This is a genomic window from Haloarcula sp. CBA1127 (assembly GCF_001485575.1).
Lineage (GTDB): Archaea > Halobacteriota > Halobacteria > Halobacteriales > Haloarculaceae > Haloarcula.
The window spans coordinates 2,162,822-2,179,070 of sequence record NZ_BCNB01000006.1 but is presented as its reverse complement, the minus strand read 5'-3'; the positions used below and the strand labels follow the sequence as shown (position 1 = coordinate 2,179,070).

Sequence of the window (16,249 nt, the reverse complement as noted above, 5' to 3'; positions counted from 1 at the left end):
TTACAGTGGGATGTTGCCGTGGTCTTTCGGCGGCGTGTCCTCGCGCTTGCGCTGCAGGAGGTCGAGGTCCTGAATGAGGCGCTTGCGCGTCTCTTTCGGTTCGATGACGTCGTCGAGATAGCCCCGCTTCGCCGGCCCGTACGGATTGGCGAACTCGTCGCGGAACTCGTCCATCAGTTCCTGCCGCCTGGCGTCCGGGTCGTCGGCGTCCGCGATCTCGTTCCGGTAGAGAATGTTGACGGCTCCCCGCGGGCCGAGCACTGCCATCTCCGAACCGGGCCAGGCGTAGTTCACGTCGCTTCCCAGGAACTTCGAGGACATGACGATGTACGCACCGCCGTAGGCCTTCCGCACGACGACCGACAGAAGCGGGACCGTCGCCTCTGCGTAGGCGTAGATTAGCTTCGCGCCCCGCCGGATGATGCCGTTGTGCTCCTGATCCGTTCCGGGCATGAATCCGGGCACGTCGACGAGCGTGAGAATGGGGATGTTGAACGAGTCGCAAAAGCGGACGAACCGGGCCGCTTTCTCCGCCGCGTCGATGTCCAGCGTTCCCGCGCTCACGCGCGGCTGGTTGGCGACGACGCCGACCGACTGACCGTCCATCCGCGAGAATCCCACGACGACGTTGCGCGCCCAGTTGCCGTGGACCTCGAAGAAGGAATCCTCGTCGACGATGGCGTCGATGACCTTCGTCATGTCGTAGGGCTTGCGCGGAGCCGACGGGACGATGTCGGTCAAGCCGGGAATTTCCCGGTCGGGGTCGTCCCACGGCTTGACCCTTGGCGGGTCCTCCATGTTGTTCGCCGGGAGGTACGACAGGAGCCGGCGGATGTTTTCGAGGGCTTCCTCCTCTGACGGGTACGAGAAGTGGGCAACACCGGATTTAGTGGAGTGCGAACCCGCGCCGCCGAGTTCCTCCTTCGACACCTGTTCGCCGGTCACCGTCTCGATGACGTCCGGCCCGGTGATGAACATGTGGCTGGTGTCTTGCACCATGAAGGTGAAGTCAGTCAGCGCCGGGCTGTAGGTGGCCCCGCCCGCACACGGCCCCATGATAGCGGATATCTGGGGGATGAGCCCGCTGGCTTTGGTGTTGCGCTCGAATATCTTGGCGAAACCGACCAGCGAGTCGACGCCTTCCTGAATGCGTGCGCCGCCGGAGTCGTTGAGGCCGATGACCGGGACGCCGTTCTCGATGGCCCGGTCCATCACTTTACAGATCTTGTCGGCGACGACCTCGCCGACCGAGCCCCCGAGTACGGTGAAGTCGTGGGCGAACAGGAACACCTTCCGGCCGTCGACCTCACCGTAGCCGGTGACAACTGCATCGCCGGCAAAGCGTTTCTCCTCCATGCCGAAGTTCGTCGACCGGTGCTCGACGAACGGATCGACCTCGTTGAACGTCCCGTCGTCGACAAGGAAGTCGATGCGCTCGCGGGCGGTCATCTTGCCCTTCTCGTGCTGGGATTCGATGCGGGCTTCACCGCCCCCGAGTTCGGCTTCGGCTCGTTTCTGTCGCAACTCTTCGACCGCGTCGTCAGGCGCCCCAGTCTCGTCGTCTGGTTCTTCCTGTTGACTCATCCTACCACTCCATCCCGCCGTTAACACCAAGTACCTGTCCTGTCATGTAGCTCGATTCCTCGCTGGCAACGAACCTCACGATGCCGGCGATGTCCTCAACGCGTGCGAACCGGTCGAGCGGAATCTCCCGCAGAATCTTCTCCTGCACGCGTTCGGGCACCTCCTCTAGCATGTCGGTCTTGACAAAGCCCGGCGCGACGCAGTTCGCGGTCGAACCCGTGTGTGCCAGTTCGAGCGCAAGCGTCCGTGTAAAGCCGAACAACCCGGATTTCGTCGTCGCATAGTTAGCCTGCCCTATATTGCCCTGCTGGCCGACGACGCTGGAGATGTTTATGAGTCGGCCGTGGTCGGCGTCGCGAATATCATCATAGAAAGCCTTCGTCCCGTTGAATACGCCGCCGAGGTTGACGTCGATCACCGTCTCCCAGTCGTCGCGGGTCATGTTCTCGAACTTTTTGTCGATGGTGATACCAGCGTTGTTGACGAGCACGTCCGCGGGCCCGAACTCGTCGGCCACCTTCTCACGCATCGCCCGGACTTCATCGAGTTTCGCCACGTCGGCCTGCGCCGCGATAGCGGTGCCGCCGCTGTCGCGGATATCCTCGACGACGGCACGGGCTTCCGCCTTCGAGGAACGGTAGTTGACGACGACGTTGGCCCCGTGAGCACCAAGGTCTTTGGCGATTCCGCGACCGATCCCGCGTGAGGACCCAGTGACGACACAGGTTTGATTATCCAGGTTCATTTGTGGTTGACAGGAGCCCTGTTGCTTCGTACGCTCATCACCTAATCTGGCAAAGCACAGCCAGATAATAGTTCTCCTAATACAACATTAAACGCCAGATTTGGAATATAATGATATGCCAGTTACAGAATAAATGACCGTTAGAAAACAGATTCACGAGGGAATCAAAGTGAGAACGCCAAATCTTTTAGGATGGCCTAAAGAGGTAGGGTCAGTACATGACAGCCGACATCTGCGTGATGGTGCCGACGATTCGAAACCACGAATGTATGCGTTCGTACTTCCAGAACGCACGGGACCACGGGTTCGATCTAGACCGACTGTTCGTCGTACTCATCACTGAGGACTTCTGTGACACCGATGCGATGGAACAGATGCTCGACGAGGAGGGCGTCGACGGGGCCGTTTACGACGGTACCGCACGCGAGGCGTGGTTTGAGACCCACGGCGCGAGCGAGTATTCACACCTTATTCCCGAAGCGAGCCACGCCCAGACGTCGTTTGGCCTCCTCTACATGTGGGCCAACGACTACGAGTACGGCGTGTTCATCGACGACGACACGCTGCCACACGAGGACGCGGACTTCTTCGGCACCCACATGTCGAATCTGGCTTTCGAGGGCGAAATCGAGACGGTCAGTTCCGATGAACAGTGGGTCAACGTTCTCTACCAGAACGAGGACGAACACGGCCTCTACCCGCGTGGCTACCCTTACGCCGCGATGGACGAGACGGTTTCGACGGAAGCGACTCAGGTCAACGACGTGGTCGCCTCGCAGGGCCTCTGGACGAACGTGCCCGACCTTGACGCGGTTCGCATCCTGATGGACGGCGACCTGCAGGGGCAGGCGCAGACCCGTACCAGCGGGGCGGACTTCGGCGATGACTTCGTCGCCGCCGAGGGGCAGTACCTCACCGTCTGCTCGATGAATCTCGCGTTCCGCCGCGAAGTCATCCCGGCGTTCTACCAGCTCCCGATGGACGACAACGAGTGGGACGTGGGCCGCTTCGACGACATCTGGTCGGGCGTGTTCCTCAAGCGGGCCTGTGACGTGCTGGGCAAACAGATCTACAACGGCGACCCGCTGTGTGAGCACAACAAAGCGCCCCGGTCGACGTTCTCGGACCTGACTAACGAGGTCCACGGGCTCGAACTCAACGAGCACGTCTGGGAAATCGTCGACGAAGCCGGTGCAGACGCCGACTCCTACGCCGAAGTATTCGACGCGATCGCCACGGCGATGGCCGACGGCGATTTCAGCGACTGGGAAAACGGTGCCTTCCTTAACTACTGCGGCGAATTCATGCTCGACTGGCTGGAATGTCTCGACGAGCTGGACGCCGCCGCGACGGAACAGGTCCCCGCAACCGCCGACGACTAGAAAGGCCTAAGTTGTTTAGGCAACCCTAAATCAAACAATGAGTGATTCTAACGATATGACTGGACGTAACGCGACGCAGTCTCGACGACGCTTCCTTGCTCTCGGCAGCGCAACTGCCGCGACAGCGCTTGCTGGTTGTTCCGGCATCCTCGGTGGGGGTGACGGCGGCGACGGCGGAAGCGACGGCGAGGCCGGAACCACAACCGGGCAGCAAATTTCCCTGTCGGACTTCCGTGGCTCCGGGCCACTGGTCGCACAGCGAGAGGCCCCCGGTGGCACCTCGATTGAAGACCTGCCGGACCTCAGCGGCGAACTGACGCTGTATCTGGGTGGCGGGGAGGGCGGACTCTATCTTGACCTCATCGAATTGCTCGAACAACGCTACCCGGATTTCACGGCGAACCACCGGCTCGAAGCCTCCAGCGACCTCGCAAACACCATCATCGAGGAAAACGAGGCCGGCGCAAGTCCTGCTGACGTGTTCATGTCCATCGACGCCGGCTCGCTCGGTGCTGTGGCAAACGCCGACGCGACCGCGAGCCTCCCCGACGAGGCGCTTTCGACGGTCCCCGACGCGTATCAGGACAGCGAGGGGCGCTGGGTGGGCATCGCTGGTCGCGCCCGGGCGATCCCGTACAACACGAACCAGATATCCGAATCCGATATCCCGTCGACGGTTCAGGAGTTCCCCGAGGCGGCTGCCCTCGAAAACAGCATGGGCTGGGCACCGAGCTACGGTGCGTTCCAGTCGTTCGTCACCGCAATGCGACTCATTCGCGGCGACGACGAGACGATGTCGTGGCTTCAGGCGATGCAGGACCACGGTATCACCACTTACGACGACGAGTTCCGCGTCTCCAATTCCTGTGCTGACGGGGAACTGGCCGCCGGCTTCGCTAACCACTACTACACGCTTCGGGTCCAGTCGGCCCGCGAAAACTCGCCGATCGGCCTCGCGTTCACCGAGGGCGACGCTGGCGCACTCGTCAACGTTTCGGGCCTCGAAATCATCAACGGAACCGACCAGGCAGACCTGGCATCGAACTTCGTCCGGCACGTCCTCTCGGCGGAGGCACAGGAGTTCTTCGCCACCCGGACGTTCGCGTATCCGATGATTCCGGGTGTCGCACCGGTCGGCGACCTCCCGCGCATCGACGAACTGAACCCACCAGAGATCAACCTGACCGAACTGGCCGACGTGGCCGGAACCGTTGACTTATTGCGGGACGCTGGCGTCCTCTAATATGGGCACAAAAGACCGGTACGAGCGGCTTCGGGAGCAGGCGACGACATCGGAACGAGACTCGTCGCCGCACACGCTGCTCGCAGTGGTCTCACTCGCGATATCGCTACTGTTACTGGCGCCGCTAGTGTGGGTTTTTCTCCGGGCGGGCGAAATCGAGTTCGCGCGTGCGGTCGAACTGTTGACGAGCGATACGACCGTCTCGGTGACGCTGAACACGCTGGCGCTGGTGACTGGCGTCACTGTCGCATCGATTCTCATCGGCGTTCCGCTGGCGATTCTCACCGCCCAGACGGACCTGCCGTTCAAGCGATTCTGGACGATTACGTCCGCACTGCCGCTGGTCGTCCCGAGTTACATCGGGGCCTTCGCGTTCGTTTCAGCGTTTGGCCCCCGGGGCGTCCTCGCGGACCTGCTCTCGCCGCTTGGCATTGAGCAAATTCCGACAATCTACGGCCTGCACGGCGCGATACTCGTGCTGACGCTGTTTACGTACCCGTACGTATTTTTGACCACGCGCGCGTCGCTCCTGTCGTTCGACGGGACCGTCGTCGAAGCCGCCCGGACGCTGAACCACACGCGCTGGGAGGCGTTCCGCCGCGTCACGCTGCCACAGATCGCACCCGGTATCGCCGCTGGCGCGCTGTTGGTTGCGCTATATGCTCTGTCCGACTTCGGGACACCAGCGATTATGCAGTACGACGTGTTCACCCGGATGATATACAACGAGTTCGGCGCTCGCCGGCTTGACTATGCCTCCGTGCTCTCGATGCTGTTGCTCGTGATGGCGCTTGGTATCCTCGCCGTCGAGTCTCGCCTCAGCGCCGGGCGAGACGGTGCCTACGTCAGCAGCGGCTCGCGCCGGCCCGGGCTCATTGAACTCGGGTACTGGAAAGCCCCGGCACTGCTGTTTTGCGGTGCCATCGCATCCCTGTGTCTGGTACTGCCGATCGGTATCCTGCTCCAGTGGCTCCTGCGCTCCGGCACGGGCTACAGCGGCGGTGGCTTCGCGTTCGAGGCGGCCTACGCCTGGAACTCGGTCGGTCTCGCGGCTGCTGCAGCCGCTATTTGTGTTGTGGCGGCGCTCCCGATAGCGTATCTCTCTGCGCGCGGTACCTCGGGCGTCTCGTCGCTTCCCGAGCGAGCTACGTACGTCGGCTACGCCGTCCCCGGTGTCGTGCTCGGCCTGGCGCTAGTGTACCTTGGCCTTCGGTACGTCCCATTCCTGTACCAGAGCGTCATCCTGCTGGTGTTCGCCTACGTGATTCGGTTCCTTCCGCAGGCCGTCGGGACGACCGAATCCTCGATTCTTCAGGTCGACCCGGGTTACATCGAGGCGGCGCGGTCGCTGGGCTATCACCCGCTTTCGGCGTTTCGGAAGGTCGTCTTGCCCCTCGTTGCCCCGGGTATCGCCGCCGGGGCCGCGCTGGTGTTCCTGACGACCATGAAGGAATTGCCGGCAACGCTGATGTTACGCCCGACGGGCTTCGAAACCTTCGTCACGTACATCTGGCTCGTCCAGGGTGCCGGCTACTACGGACAGGCGGCGGTCCCGGCCCTCGTGCTCGTTGGCCTTTCCGGACTCTCCATGCTGGTCATTCTTCGACGGGAGGATACAAGCTAATGTCTCGACAAACACGCACACAGCAAACATCGGACTTCGACGACGTGGACGCAGCGGTGGCAAACCCGAACCGGACCGTGCTGGAACTGGACAATGTCTCCAAAGACTACGGTCACGAAGTCGCCGTCGAGAACCTCTCGCTCGACGTGAAAGACGGCGAACTACTGACACTGCTGGGACCGTCCGGCTGCGGGAAGACAACGACGCTCCGGATGATTGCCGGGCTGGAACGCCCCTCCGACGGACAGATATCAATCGCCGATGAAGTCATCGCCGACGGCTCCTCGTTCCGCAAGCCAGAGGAGCGAAACGTCGGTATTGTCTTTCAGGACTACGCCCTGTTCCCGCATCTCACCGTCGCCGAGAACATCGCGTTCGGCCTGACCGAGATGGAAGAAGACGCCGTCGCGGAACGGGTCGACGAACTGCTCGAGCTGGTCGACCTCTCGGCCCATCACGACAAGATGCCGAGCCAGCTTTCCGGCGGCCAGCAACAACGTGTCGCGCTTGCCCGTTCGCTGGCTCCGGAGCCGGATGTGCTCTTGCTCGACGAGCCGTTCTCGAATCTGGACGTGCGCCTGCGTGTCGAGATGCGCGAGGAGGTTCGCAAAATCCTCAAGCGAGCCGGCGTCACCGCCATCTCCGTGACCCACGACCAGGAAGAGGCGCTGTCGATAAGCGACCGCGTCGCCATCATGAACGATGGGACTATCGCCCAGATCGGCGACCCCGCTGAAGTGTTCGAAAACCCCGAAAGCCGCTTCGTTGCGAGCTTCCTCGGCCAGGCGAGTTTCCTCTCCGCCCGGGTGACCAACGACCGCATCGAGACGGGGCTGGGCTCGTTTGACGTGGAGTTGCTGAACGGGCCAGTCGCGGCGTACAACGGCGCGATGGTGGACGTACTCGTCCGGCCCGACGACCTGCAGGCGATGCCGACAAACGAGTCCAAGGCCGACGGCTACGTCGTTCACCGCCAGTACAACGGCCCCTCGTTCGTCTACCGGGTCGAACTCCACAGCGGCGACGTCGTCCACTGTATGCACAACCACGTCGAGACGTTCGAACCGGGCCAGCCCGTCGAGGTTGACTTGGTCGCCGACCACGACCTGGCCTGGTATCCGACGGAATGAAGCGACTGCGCCAGCCGGGGGTACAGGCGGGGCTGGTGGCACTGCTCGGCGGGGTCGTCGTCTTCGCGCTCGCTCACGTCGTTTTTCCACACCACACAACCAACCACGACGAAGGCGTCTACCTCCAGCAGGCCGCCATGCTGCTTGAGGGGCAGCTGTTCATCTACCCGCCGGTCGAAGAGTCGTTCCGACCGTGGTTTTTTGTGGCTGACGGCGAGCGGCTGTATCCCAAGTACGCGCCGGTTCCGGCGGCGATGTTCGCTGTCGGGAAACTGCTCGGCGGGTACCGCGTCGCGCTCGGCCTGATTTCGACCGGCGCGCTGGCGCTGACGTATCACACCGTCCGCGAGGCTTTCGACGCTCGAACCGGCGTAGTAGCGACCATCCTCATGCTCGGGTCGCCGCTGTTTCTCATTGACGCCTCGGTGTTCCTCTCGTATGTCCCGGCGACGCTCTGGAACCTCGGTTTCGCCGCGGCGTACCTCCACGCCGACCGGACCGGAAGCCGAAAAACAGCGGCCTGTGCCGGCCTTTCGATTGGCATTGCTTTCTTTGCGCGACCATATACCGCCGTGCTGTTTGCGACGCCGTTCATTATCCACGCGCTGTGGTCGCTCCGGACGCGAGACCTGACGCGGTTCACGCGACTGTCGCTGACCGCCGTCGGCGGGCTCACTGGCGTCGCCGCGACGCTTGCATACAACCACGTTGTCACCGGCTCCGCCATGCTGTTCCCCTACGAGGTGTTCGCCCCGCAGGACGGGCCGGGCTTTGGCTACCGTGAGATTCTGGGCTACTCTCGGGAGTTCACCCCGGCGATGTCGCTGGACGCGAATACCGAACTCCTCTGGAAACTCGCCACACAGTGGGTTGTCGCCGGTCCGCTGGGGACGGTGGCAGCAGCTATCGGCCTCGGGGCCGTCGTGCGCCGCGGGATAGACGGCCGACAGGCGGCGCTGGCCGGCGTCCTCCTGACGGTCCCGCTCGGCAATGGCTACTTCTGGGGCACGGTGAATATGCTCGGCGACCTCTCAGACCCGACCGACGGGCTGGTCACCTTTCTGGGGCCGTTCTACCACGTCGATATGCTTGTTCCGCTAACTGCTTTCGGTGCTGTCGGCGTCGTTACCGTCGCCCAGCGGACGCAGCGGCTGGTCACCGGGCGGGTCAGCGCGGACCGGGCCCGTCCGGTCCTGTTCGCGGTAGCGCTCTGTGGCGCGGCGCTGGGCGGCGGCGCGGCCGTTACAACGGCGGCCGAGCCGGTCTCAGATAACTACGAAGTGACCCAGCAGTTCGAACAGGCCTACGAGCCGTTCGAGGAGCGGGACCTCGACAATAGTCTCGTCTTGCTCCCGACGCCGTACGGTGACTGGCTCAATCATCCGTTCCAGTCAGTCCGCAACGACCCGGGCTTCGACGGCGACACAGTCTACGCGATGCAACACCGCCAGTTCGAGGTTATCGACGCCTACCCGGACCGAACCTACTACCGCTACGTGTTCCGCGGCGAGTGGGTCCCGTATCTGGGGCTGCCCGTCGAGCCGCGACTCCAGCCGGTATCTGTGGCGGCGGGCGAGACAGTCCGGACGGACGTATCGGCGTCAGTTCCGGAGCAGGCCGGGCTGGTCTCGATCCGGCTCACAAGCGAGGGTGAGAACGACTACGCGACGGTTACCGGGGCTGACAGGCTCGATTTGCAGCTTTCGACTGACCGGAATCAGACGCGGCTCACCGGCGATGGCATCGACGAGCAGGTCGGCGTGCCGACACCGGAAGACGGGTCGGTCACGCTCATCATGTTCGTCGACTACGGCACCGGCGCAGGGTTCGAATACCGGGCGGAACTCCCAGTTGCACAGACGGACGGCGGCGTCCGAACTCTGACTCCGCGGCTCGAAGTCTGTAAGGACCAGCGTCGCTGCGACGGCGAAGCAGCTTACGTCCCGGGCGCGCACCGCGATGGAATCGGCATGAACGCAACCACGACGGCGGAGAATACGTGAAACCAATGGATGACTGACTACGAACTCACCAGGCGTGACGCACTGAAAGCACTCGGCGCGGCGGGTGTCACCGTCACCGGTGGCGCGGCGGCGCTCACTTGGAACGGATCGGAAAACGACGATACTGACGAGTCAGCTGAGGACGACGCTACCAGTTCCGAACCGGACTTCGGGGGCCACGAGCGCGAGACGTACCGCGCCGTCGCCACTATTGTCTATCCGAGCGAGGTAGCGGGCATAGAGGAGTTCGTCGACAGCTACGTCGCTGGACGGGTCGAGGCAGACCCCGAGCGGGCGACAGACATGGCGACCGCTGTTGCGGATCTGGACGCCTACACTAGAGAGTGGGAGGACACCGTCTTCACTGCGTTAGACACAGAGACGCAGGAAGAAACGCTACGAGGAATGGGTGTCAACGCTTCCGACCCGGACCCGCATGGCGACCCGCGGCACCGCGTGCGCTACTACCTCGTCAACGACCTCCTGTTCGCGCTGTACAGTTCACCGACCGGCGGCGAGCTTGTCGGCATCGAGAATCCGCAGGGCCACCCCGGCGGAACGAGTAGCTATCAGCAGCCACCGAACGACCAGTAAGCCGGGTCCCGTCGCCGATTGCTCGGTCCGTTAGCGGAACTGTTCTTCGAGCGCAACCCGAACAATGGACTTTGCGATGGCGGCCCCGCCGGAGAACGGGTCGAGTTTCGTCTCGCCTTTCCGCTCGTCGTACTCAATAGGACGCTCACGCACGTCGTACCCCCGCATCAGCGGCCGCATAAGGAGTTCGGCCGAGAGGCCGGTGTTCTCGGTCCAGACGATCTTCTGGAGGACCTCACGGCGGTAGGCGCGCATTCCGGTGGTCGTGTCGTGGACGCGCTTGCCCATGAGTACGCTCGCGAGTAGCGCGAACAGTTCGTTCCCCAGTTTGTTCATCCCCGGCATCTGTTCGGCCCCGTAGTACAGCCGGTCGCCGCTAACAACGTCGGCCCCATCATTTATTTCGGCGAGGAAATCGGGCAGACGCTCCATCGGATACGTGTCGTCACAGTCCGTCGTGACGACGACCGGCCGATCCGGTGTCAACACGGCTTCGCGGACCGCCACGCCGTACCCCTGTGGTTCCTGTTCGATGACTGTCGCACCGTGGTCGCGGGCGATCTCTGGTGTCCGGTCGCTGGACCCGTCAACACAGATGACTTCCGCGCGCTCGTCGGTCACTGTCGCGATATCATCAAGAACGGTGCCGATCGCTTCTTCTTCGTTGTACGTCCCCATTACGACCGCGAGGTCGTCGAAGGTGTAGCCGCCCGGCTCTTCGGTCCGCGTGCCCTGAATAGCCATTGCTCATCCGTCAGAACCCACGGTTCTTGAATGTTTAGGTTTGCCAAAATCAGTGATCGGCGAGATACGTCTCTATCGGGGTTGCATCCTCCCAGAGATGCGTAAACAGATCTTTTGCCCATGAAATGGCGCTGTCCGCTTCCGAGACTATCTTCGCTGACGGCCAGGCCCCGTCGAGTTCTGGAAGCGTCAGGATCATCCAGTCGTCGGCGACAGCGAGTGCGTACGGGACCGGTGTGACACGAACGATCGTCTCCTCGTATCGATCTGTATCCAGTGAGACGTCCTCCTTGCCGAGCATCTCGTCGACGACAGCACAGCTCACCACCAGCCTCGAATTAGAGCTGTCTGGCATCGCAGCCTCGTACTCAGGGTGGTAGACGGGCGAGACAACGTCACAACTGGAGACGTTCTCAACGCGGGTGACGACTTCGCGGACGGGACGGTTGATATCGGTCTGTGTACTACGGATGACCGTGTATTCGTCGAGTTCAGGCAGGCGACACCGGAACGGGTGTGGCAGCACTGACGTGTCGTGGGACTCCCAGTACTGGGGGGCCATAGCGAAAAGCTCCTCAAGGCGCTGCTGGCGGTGGATCGTATCCGCGACCAGACGGCCGGTGCCGGTAAGTTGCCACCCGTCATCCATCGAGGTGACCAGACCGCGGCCTTCGAGGTTCGAAAGCGCGTCGTAGATCGCTGACTCGCTCGCAGTGACTGCTGACAGCAGTTCGTTGGTGGCCTTGGCTCCGGGACACAGCGAGCCGATGATATCCGTCCGGACGGACGACGTTCGGACGTATTGAATAAGCGATTCTACGCCCATACTGTCCCCATATACTGTAGCTCATATTTTTCGCACATATCAGTTTCCATTTGTAATGGAATCTTCTTCGACTGGAACACTATTCTCTCGGACACTGGATATTATTGCAGCCAATGTGCCCATCTTTTTTACCGCTCACGACGCAGACACTGTTGCTGTCCACGTACGGCCACGTCCCCGCTGAACGCAATGGAGCACGTTGGTCTCGTGGAATTGCCACGTTCGGGCCCGGCGATATCGTGCCTCTGACATACTTCGCCAGCCCGAAGGGTCATGCAATCACCGTGGGTTGCCCACCCACGGTGCTCATTGTCTCCGCTGTCAACTCGTCCAGCCGTGCCCGTTTATTGTGGACTGCTGTCTCTCGTTTCCGGATCGACCGTCTACAATCGGGCAGCAATCACGAGAAGCACCACAGCCGACTATATGATCAGTTCTCGGGCGGTTCGTCCGTTCCAATTCGGATCTCGTACGCTTCGATATCCTCGAACGCAGCGACCTGTCCACCGACCTCGACCGGCCCCTCTGCCGTTTCGACGACCAGCGTCGCGACCTCGCGGTTCGAACTGAACGACGCCTGGTCCACTTTGCCTTCGACGACCCGGTGGTCGCCCGTTTCGACGTCCCGACCCTCTATAGTTGCGTAGAACTCCCCGTCCAGCGTCACCAGATCAGAGATACAGCGCCTGATCGTCCCATAGCGGCGCGGGAACGGCAGCCCGTCCCCGTCACTGGCAATCGTTTCGGCCGTCGTCCACAGCACTGTGTTGAGGAACCCGGACACCAGAAATCCGAGTTCCGACCGATTGAAGATGACGCCATACCGGTCCGTGTCACCGCGGACGCTCTCGCGGGTGGCGTACATCGAGTAGTTCCCGTCTGCGACGGCGACGACCGGCGTCGTGATACCGCGACGAGCCTTCACCGTGGTCGCGATGGATTCGTAATCGAACCGCGCCGGGTCGGGGGCGTCCACGCTCGGCGAAATGAGAATCTCGATCGCGATGCCGGACTGCTTCCGGCTTGCGAGCCTGTCTTCGAACCGCTCTAGCAGGGCCGGCGTCAAGGATAGCGTCAGTTCGTACTCGGCCGTCTCGATGATGTCTTCGAGATACCGGAGTATCGTCGGCCGGGATTTGACGAGCGAGACAGCTTCGGGCTCTCGGGCGGGTGCCGTGTAGCGCGAGGACAGGTCGTCGACGAGGTCGTCGAGCGAATCCTGAATCCCCTCAAACGCTTCCCGCGGGTCGATAGCCAGGACCTTCATCGGCCGGGACTCCTTGAGTTCGACCAGCCCGACATCGCTGAGGCTTCGAACTGTATCGTACACCCGGGGCTGTGGAATGTCCGTGTTCTCTGATATCTCCGACGCTGTCAGCTCGCCGTGTTGCAGCACGGCCAGGTAGGCTGAAATCTCGTATTCGCCGAGATTGAACCGCGCAATTACCTGTTCGAGCGATGCTTCCAAGTCGTCACTAGACATAGTGGGGCGTTTGCGAGTCGAGTACTAAGAACTTCGGCACTCTCCTCAGCAGACAATTTCAGGACTATTCGCGTGCCTATGCGCTACTGTTCACTGTTCCGTCAAAGCGGCCACCTGCGGACTCCGATTGTTCGAGTTGCTACAGCGAAAAAACTGCGCGCTGCGATGCGTTATTAGTAGGAGCTGGCTATCTGTGAGACAACGTCCGCGGGCGCAGCACCGGAGTTCAGCGACGAGATAGCGGATTCGAGCGAGGACTTGACTGCCGGCGGTGCGGCCAGACCGTGTGCGACGGACGGCGGCTGGGCCTCGCTGTTCTGGAAGTCCGCTATCTGGTCTTTGGAGAAGTCGTTGAACGGGTCGGTGTTCACGTCAGTCCGCGGCGGAATCGACCCCTTCTTCGGGTTGAAGATCTCCTGTGCCTCCGACGTCCCGACGAACTGGCACCACAGCGTGGTCGCTTCCGGGGACGGGTTGTTGACCGGATACGGGAACGAGTCCATGTTGAGGGCGTAGTAGCCATCGGTGCCCGGGAACGTCACGTGATCCCACTCCTCGCCGTACGTGAGGTCGTTCGTGATGTACGTTCCGGCCGCCCAGTCACCCTGATGGAGGAACGCCGCTTCGCCGTTGATAACCTGATTGTTGGCCTCGGTCCAGGAAATCGAACCGGCGTCGCTCGGGATGTAGTCGAGATAGGACTGCGTGGTCTCGACTGCCGACTCCAGCGCGTCGCTGTTGGCGTCGACTTCGCCGTTCTGGAAGATGGCGCTGTAGGTCTCGGCGTCCGTTTCGCCGAGGAGAACCGTCGCGAACATCTGGAAACTGGACCACGGCGACCCAGTCTGGTGTGCCATTCCGGTGTAGCCGGCCTCGTCGACCGTTGCCATTGCGTCGACAAGGTCGGACGGTGTTTCGAGGGAGGTCGGGTCGACCCCGGCATCCTCGACAACCTCAACGTTGTAGAAGAGGTTGTTGATCCGGTGGATGTTGAGCGGGACCGTCACGTAGTTCCCGGCGGGCTGGGCCGCGTCCTTGACACCCTGGAGGTACGCGTCCTCCATGCTGTTCTCCGACCACACGGAGTCGCCGATGTCCTTCAGCAGGTTCGCATCGGTGAACGGGAGCAGATTGTTTCCGGGCCAGGCCTGCCACGTACTCGGGTGGTTGCCGTTCTGCACCCGTGTCCGGATGTTCGCCTGCAGGTTGTCACCTGCACCGCCGGCAATGAGGTTCTCGTCGAACGGAACGTCCGGGTGTTGCTCTTTGAAGGCATCCATGACGGACTGAATCGCTTCCAGTCCGTCGCCTTCACCCCACCAGTGGGCGACCTCAAGTGTGCTATACTGTGTTCCGCTGTCAGTACTTTCGTCACCGCTGCTGCCGTCGCCACTGCTGCCGTCACTACCGTCACCGCTGCTGCCGTCGCCGCTGCTGCCGTCACCACCGTCACTCCCACCGCAGCCAGCCAGCGAGGCCGCACCTGCTGCGCCAGCAATCCGAAGAGCGTTACGCCGCGTCAACCGTTTATTTGAATTGTCGTCAGTCATGGTTGCACCAATACCTCATAATTCCTTATTGAAGATTCGTACTTAATACTTCTGTATAGCGAAAGTCACCATTTCACATTCGGGTTGATCCCGGTAAATCATCTATATTACGTGATTTTTCGTGTTTGAGCGGTAAAACAAATTAATCGTATGTGAGTAAATACCTCACTACATTACATCTGTTAGATTACATTTTACCGACAGATCCGCTTCTAGATGGGGGCTATCCAGGCCATACTGCGACGAAAAAGCTCGGGCGCGGTTCGGCCCGAGGAGTTACAGCGAATCGAACTCGACGACTGCTTTTATCTGGTCGTCCCCGTCCTCGAAGGCCGCCTCGACGTGCTCCGGGTCGGTAACCGTCGTGATCAGATCATCGAGTAACCATTCCGGAAGCTCCTGTAACGTCTCGACGGCGTCCTCGAAGTGCGAGACGTGCGAGTTGACCGTCCCGATGAGACACTTGTTGTGCAGGACGATCTCGTTGTGGAGCGAACCGCCATCGACTTCAAACTCCCACGGCTCCGGGATGCCGAGCAACACGCCGACCCCGTTCTGGTCGAGCGCCTTGACCGTCTGGAACGCGTGTGGGGCGAACCCGGTCGCCTCGTAGATGTAGTCCATCGCCTCGTAGGCATCCGGGAGTTCGTCCACCGGCGTCTCGCGGGAATCGACGTACGTGCTGCCGATCTCGTCGATGATGTCAACCGTCGGGTCAGGACGGTCCCGCCGACCGACACAGTACGTCCGGTCGTACTCCTGGTCGAGCATCCACAGCGTCAACAGTCCGAGCGACCCGTTGCCGAGCACGCAGGCGGCTTCCGGTCGCCAGTCGAACGGTTCCCGGGTCGCGTAGGCGTGCTCGTTGGCCTTCTCGGTGATCGAGAGCGGCTCGACGAGGAAGCCGTACTCCGCGACCGACTCGGGGACGGGTACGAGGAAGTCCGCCGGCGAGGTGAAGTACTCGGCCATGAAGCCGTGGTCGCCGACGATGCCCCGTTCGGTGTACTCGCCGTCCGGTGCCATATCTGGCTCACCCCGGCGGAAGTACTCGTTCGTTTCGCCGTTCGGTTTCCGTCGGACGGTCGGTGCGACGACCTGCCCCGCCTCGAGCCCCGTGCCATTGGGCTCTTCGACGACGCCGACCGCCTCGTGTCCGAGAACCATGTGGTCTGCCCCGTCGGGGAACCCACCGTGGGACCCGTTCAGGACTTCGTGGTCTGTGCCGTCAACACCAACGCGGAGCGTCCGGACGAGTGCCTCGCCCGGATCAGGCGACGGTCGCTCCCGCTCTAGAAGCTGTGGACCGTTGTCATCCCGCGTAACACCAATCACTTTCAT

The 16,249-nt window shown here is 61.9% G+C and carries 13 protein-coding genes; 6 read left to right on the top strand and 7 right to left on the bottom strand.

Features of this window, described 5'->3' with window-relative positions; genetic code table 11:
- Together AV059_RS15455 and AV059_RS15450 are read right to left on the bottom strand one after the other, a co-directional pair.
- Positions 1 to 1,584 (bottom strand): acyl-CoA carboxylase subunit beta, encoded by a 1,584-nt coding sequence (locus AV059_RS15455; RefSeq protein WP_058995826.1) that lies wholly within the window; start codon positions 1,582 to 1,584, stop codon positions 1 to 3.
- A gap of 1 nt (position 1,585) precedes the next feature.
- Positions 1,586 to 2,329, bottom strand: a complete 744-nt coding sequence (locus AV059_RS15450; protein WP_058995824.1) for a beta-ketoacyl-ACP reductase — start codon at positions 2,327 to 2,329, stop codon at positions 1,586 to 1,588.
- 218 nt (positions 2,330 to 2,547) lie between these two features.
- Between AV059_RS15450 and AV059_RS15445 the strand changes: the two genes are divergently transcribed.
- From AV059_RS15445 to AV059_RS15420, 6 genes are read left to right on the top strand one after another with little or no spacing between them, the layout of a single operon-like run.
- A complete protein-coding gene (locus AV059_RS15445) occupies positions 2,548 to 3,711 on the top strand; it encodes an alpha-1 4-glucan-protein synthase (protein ID WP_058995822.1) in 1,164 nt (387 codons plus the stop codon).
- A gap of 55 nt (positions 3,712 to 3,766) precedes the next feature.
- On the top strand, positions 3,767 to 4,954 hold the full coding sequence (locus AV059_RS15440) for an extracellular solute-binding protein (protein ID WP_058997637.1): 1,188 nt from the start codon (positions 3,767 to 3,769) through the stop codon (positions 4,952 to 4,954).
- Position 4,955: 1 nt separating this feature from the next.
- Positions 4,956 to 6,578 carry an iron ABC transporter permease gene (locus AV059_RS15435; RefSeq protein ID WP_058995820.1) on the top strand — a complete coding sequence of 541 codons (1,623 nt, stop codon included), beginning with the start codon at positions 4,956 to 4,958 and terminating at the stop codon, positions 6,576 to 6,578.
- Positions 6,578 to 7,708 (top strand): ABC transporter ATP-binding protein, encoded by a 1,131-nt coding sequence (locus AV059_RS15430; RefSeq protein ID WP_058995818.1) that lies wholly within the window; start codon positions 6,578 to 6,580, stop codon positions 7,706 to 7,708. The genes AV059_RS15435 and AV059_RS15430 overlap by 1 nt, the downstream gene beginning before the upstream one ends.
- On the top strand, positions 7,705 to 9,711 hold the full coding sequence (locus AV059_RS15425; RefSeq protein ID WP_058995816.1) for a glycosyltransferase family 39 protein: 2,007 nt from the start codon (positions 7,705 to 7,707) through the stop codon (positions 9,709 to 9,711). Before AV059_RS15430 ends, AV059_RS15425 begins: the two co-directional genes overlap by 4 nt.
- Positions 9,712 to 9,720: 9 nt before the next feature.
- Positions 9,721 to 10,305, top strand: a complete 585-nt coding sequence (locus AV059_RS15420; protein WP_058995813.1) for a gluconate 2-dehydrogenase subunit 3 family protein — start codon at positions 9,721 to 9,723, stop codon at positions 10,303 to 10,305.
- 30 nt (positions 10,306 to 10,335) lie between these two features.
- On the opposite strand, the gene AV059_RS15415 is transcribed toward AV059_RS15420, so the two are convergent.
- The 5 genes from AV059_RS15415 to AV059_RS15395 all read right to left on the bottom strand — a co-directional run bounded on the left by AV059_RS15415 (position 10,336) and on the right by AV059_RS15395 (position 16,249).
- Entirely contained in the window at positions 10,336 to 11,049 is a 714-nt protein-coding gene (locus tag AV059_RS15415; protein ID WP_058995812.1) for a dolichyl-phosphate hexose transferase, read from the bottom strand.
- Between the two features lie 49 nt (positions 11,050 to 11,098).
- Positions 11,099 to 11,875 carry a winged helix-turn-helix domain-containing protein gene (locus tag AV059_RS15410; protein ID WP_058995810.1) on the bottom strand — a complete coding sequence of 259 codons (777 nt, stop codon included), beginning with the start codon at positions 11,873 to 11,875 and terminating at the stop codon, positions 11,099 to 11,101.
- Between the two features lie 430 nt (positions 11,876 to 12,305).
- Positions 12,306 to 13,358 (bottom strand): HTH-type sugar sensing transcriptional regulator TrmB, encoded by a 1,053-nt coding sequence (gene trmB / locus AV059_RS15405; protein ID WP_058995808.1) that lies wholly within the window; start codon positions 13,356 to 13,358, stop codon positions 12,306 to 12,308.
- 173 nt (positions 13,359 to 13,531) lie between these two features.
- Entirely contained in the window at positions 13,532 to 14,908 is a 1,377-nt protein-coding gene (locus AV059_RS15400; RefSeq protein ID WP_058995806.1) for an ABC transporter substrate-binding protein, read from the bottom strand.
- A 276-nt stretch (positions 14,909 to 15,184) separates the two neighbouring features.
- A complete protein-coding gene (locus AV059_RS15395) occupies positions 15,185 to 16,249 on the bottom strand; it encodes a glucose 1-dehydrogenase (RefSeq protein WP_058995804.1) in 1,065 nt (354 codons plus the stop codon).

Coding starts and splice junctions, on each gene's coding strand:
- AV059_RS15455 (WP_058995826.1), bottom strand. CDS start 1,584: ATGAGTCAACAGGAAGAACCAGACGACGAGACTGGGGCGCCTGACGAC.
- AV059_RS15450 (WP_058995824.1), bottom strand. CDS start 2,329: ATGAACCTGGATAATCAAACCTGTGTCGTCACTGGGTCCTCACGCGGG.
- AV059_RS15445 (WP_058995822.1), top strand. CDS start 2,548: ATGACAGCCGACATCTGCGTGATGGTGCCGACGATTCGAAACCACGAA.
- AV059_RS15440 (WP_058997637.1), top strand. CDS start 3,767: ATGACTGGACGTAACGCGACGCAGTCTCGACGACGCTTCCTTGCTCTC.
- AV059_RS15435 (WP_058995820.1), top strand. CDS start 4,956: ATGGGCACAAAAGACCGGTACGAGCGGCTTCGGGAGCAGGCGACGACA.
- AV059_RS15430 (WP_058995818.1), top strand. CDS start 6,578: ATGTCTCGACAAACACGCACACAGCAAACATCGGACTTCGACGACGTG.
- AV059_RS15425 (WP_058995816.1), top strand. CDS start 7,705: ATGAAGCGACTGCGCCAGCCGGGGGTACAGGCGGGGCTGGTGGCACTG.
- AV059_RS15420 (WP_058995813.1), top strand. CDS start 9,721: ATGACTGACTACGAACTCACCAGGCGTGACGCACTGAAAGCACTCGGC.
- AV059_RS15415 (WP_058995812.1), bottom strand. CDS start 11,049: ATGGCTATTCAGGGCACGCGGACCGAAGAGCCGGGCGGCTACACCTTC.
- AV059_RS15410 (WP_058995810.1), bottom strand. CDS start 11,875: ATGGGCGTAGAATCGCTTATTCAATACGTCCGAACGTCGTCCGTCCGG.
- trmB (WP_058995808.1), bottom strand. CDS start 13,358: ATGTCTAGTGACGACTTGGAAGCATCGCTCGAACAGGTAATTGCGCGG.
- AV059_RS15400 (WP_058995806.1), bottom strand. CDS start 14,908: ATGACTGACGACAATTCAAATAAACGGTTGACGCGGCGTAACGCTCTT.
- AV059_RS15395 (WP_058995804.1), bottom strand. CDS start 16,249: ATGAAAGTGATTGGTGTTACGCGGGATGACAACGGTCCACAGCTTCTA.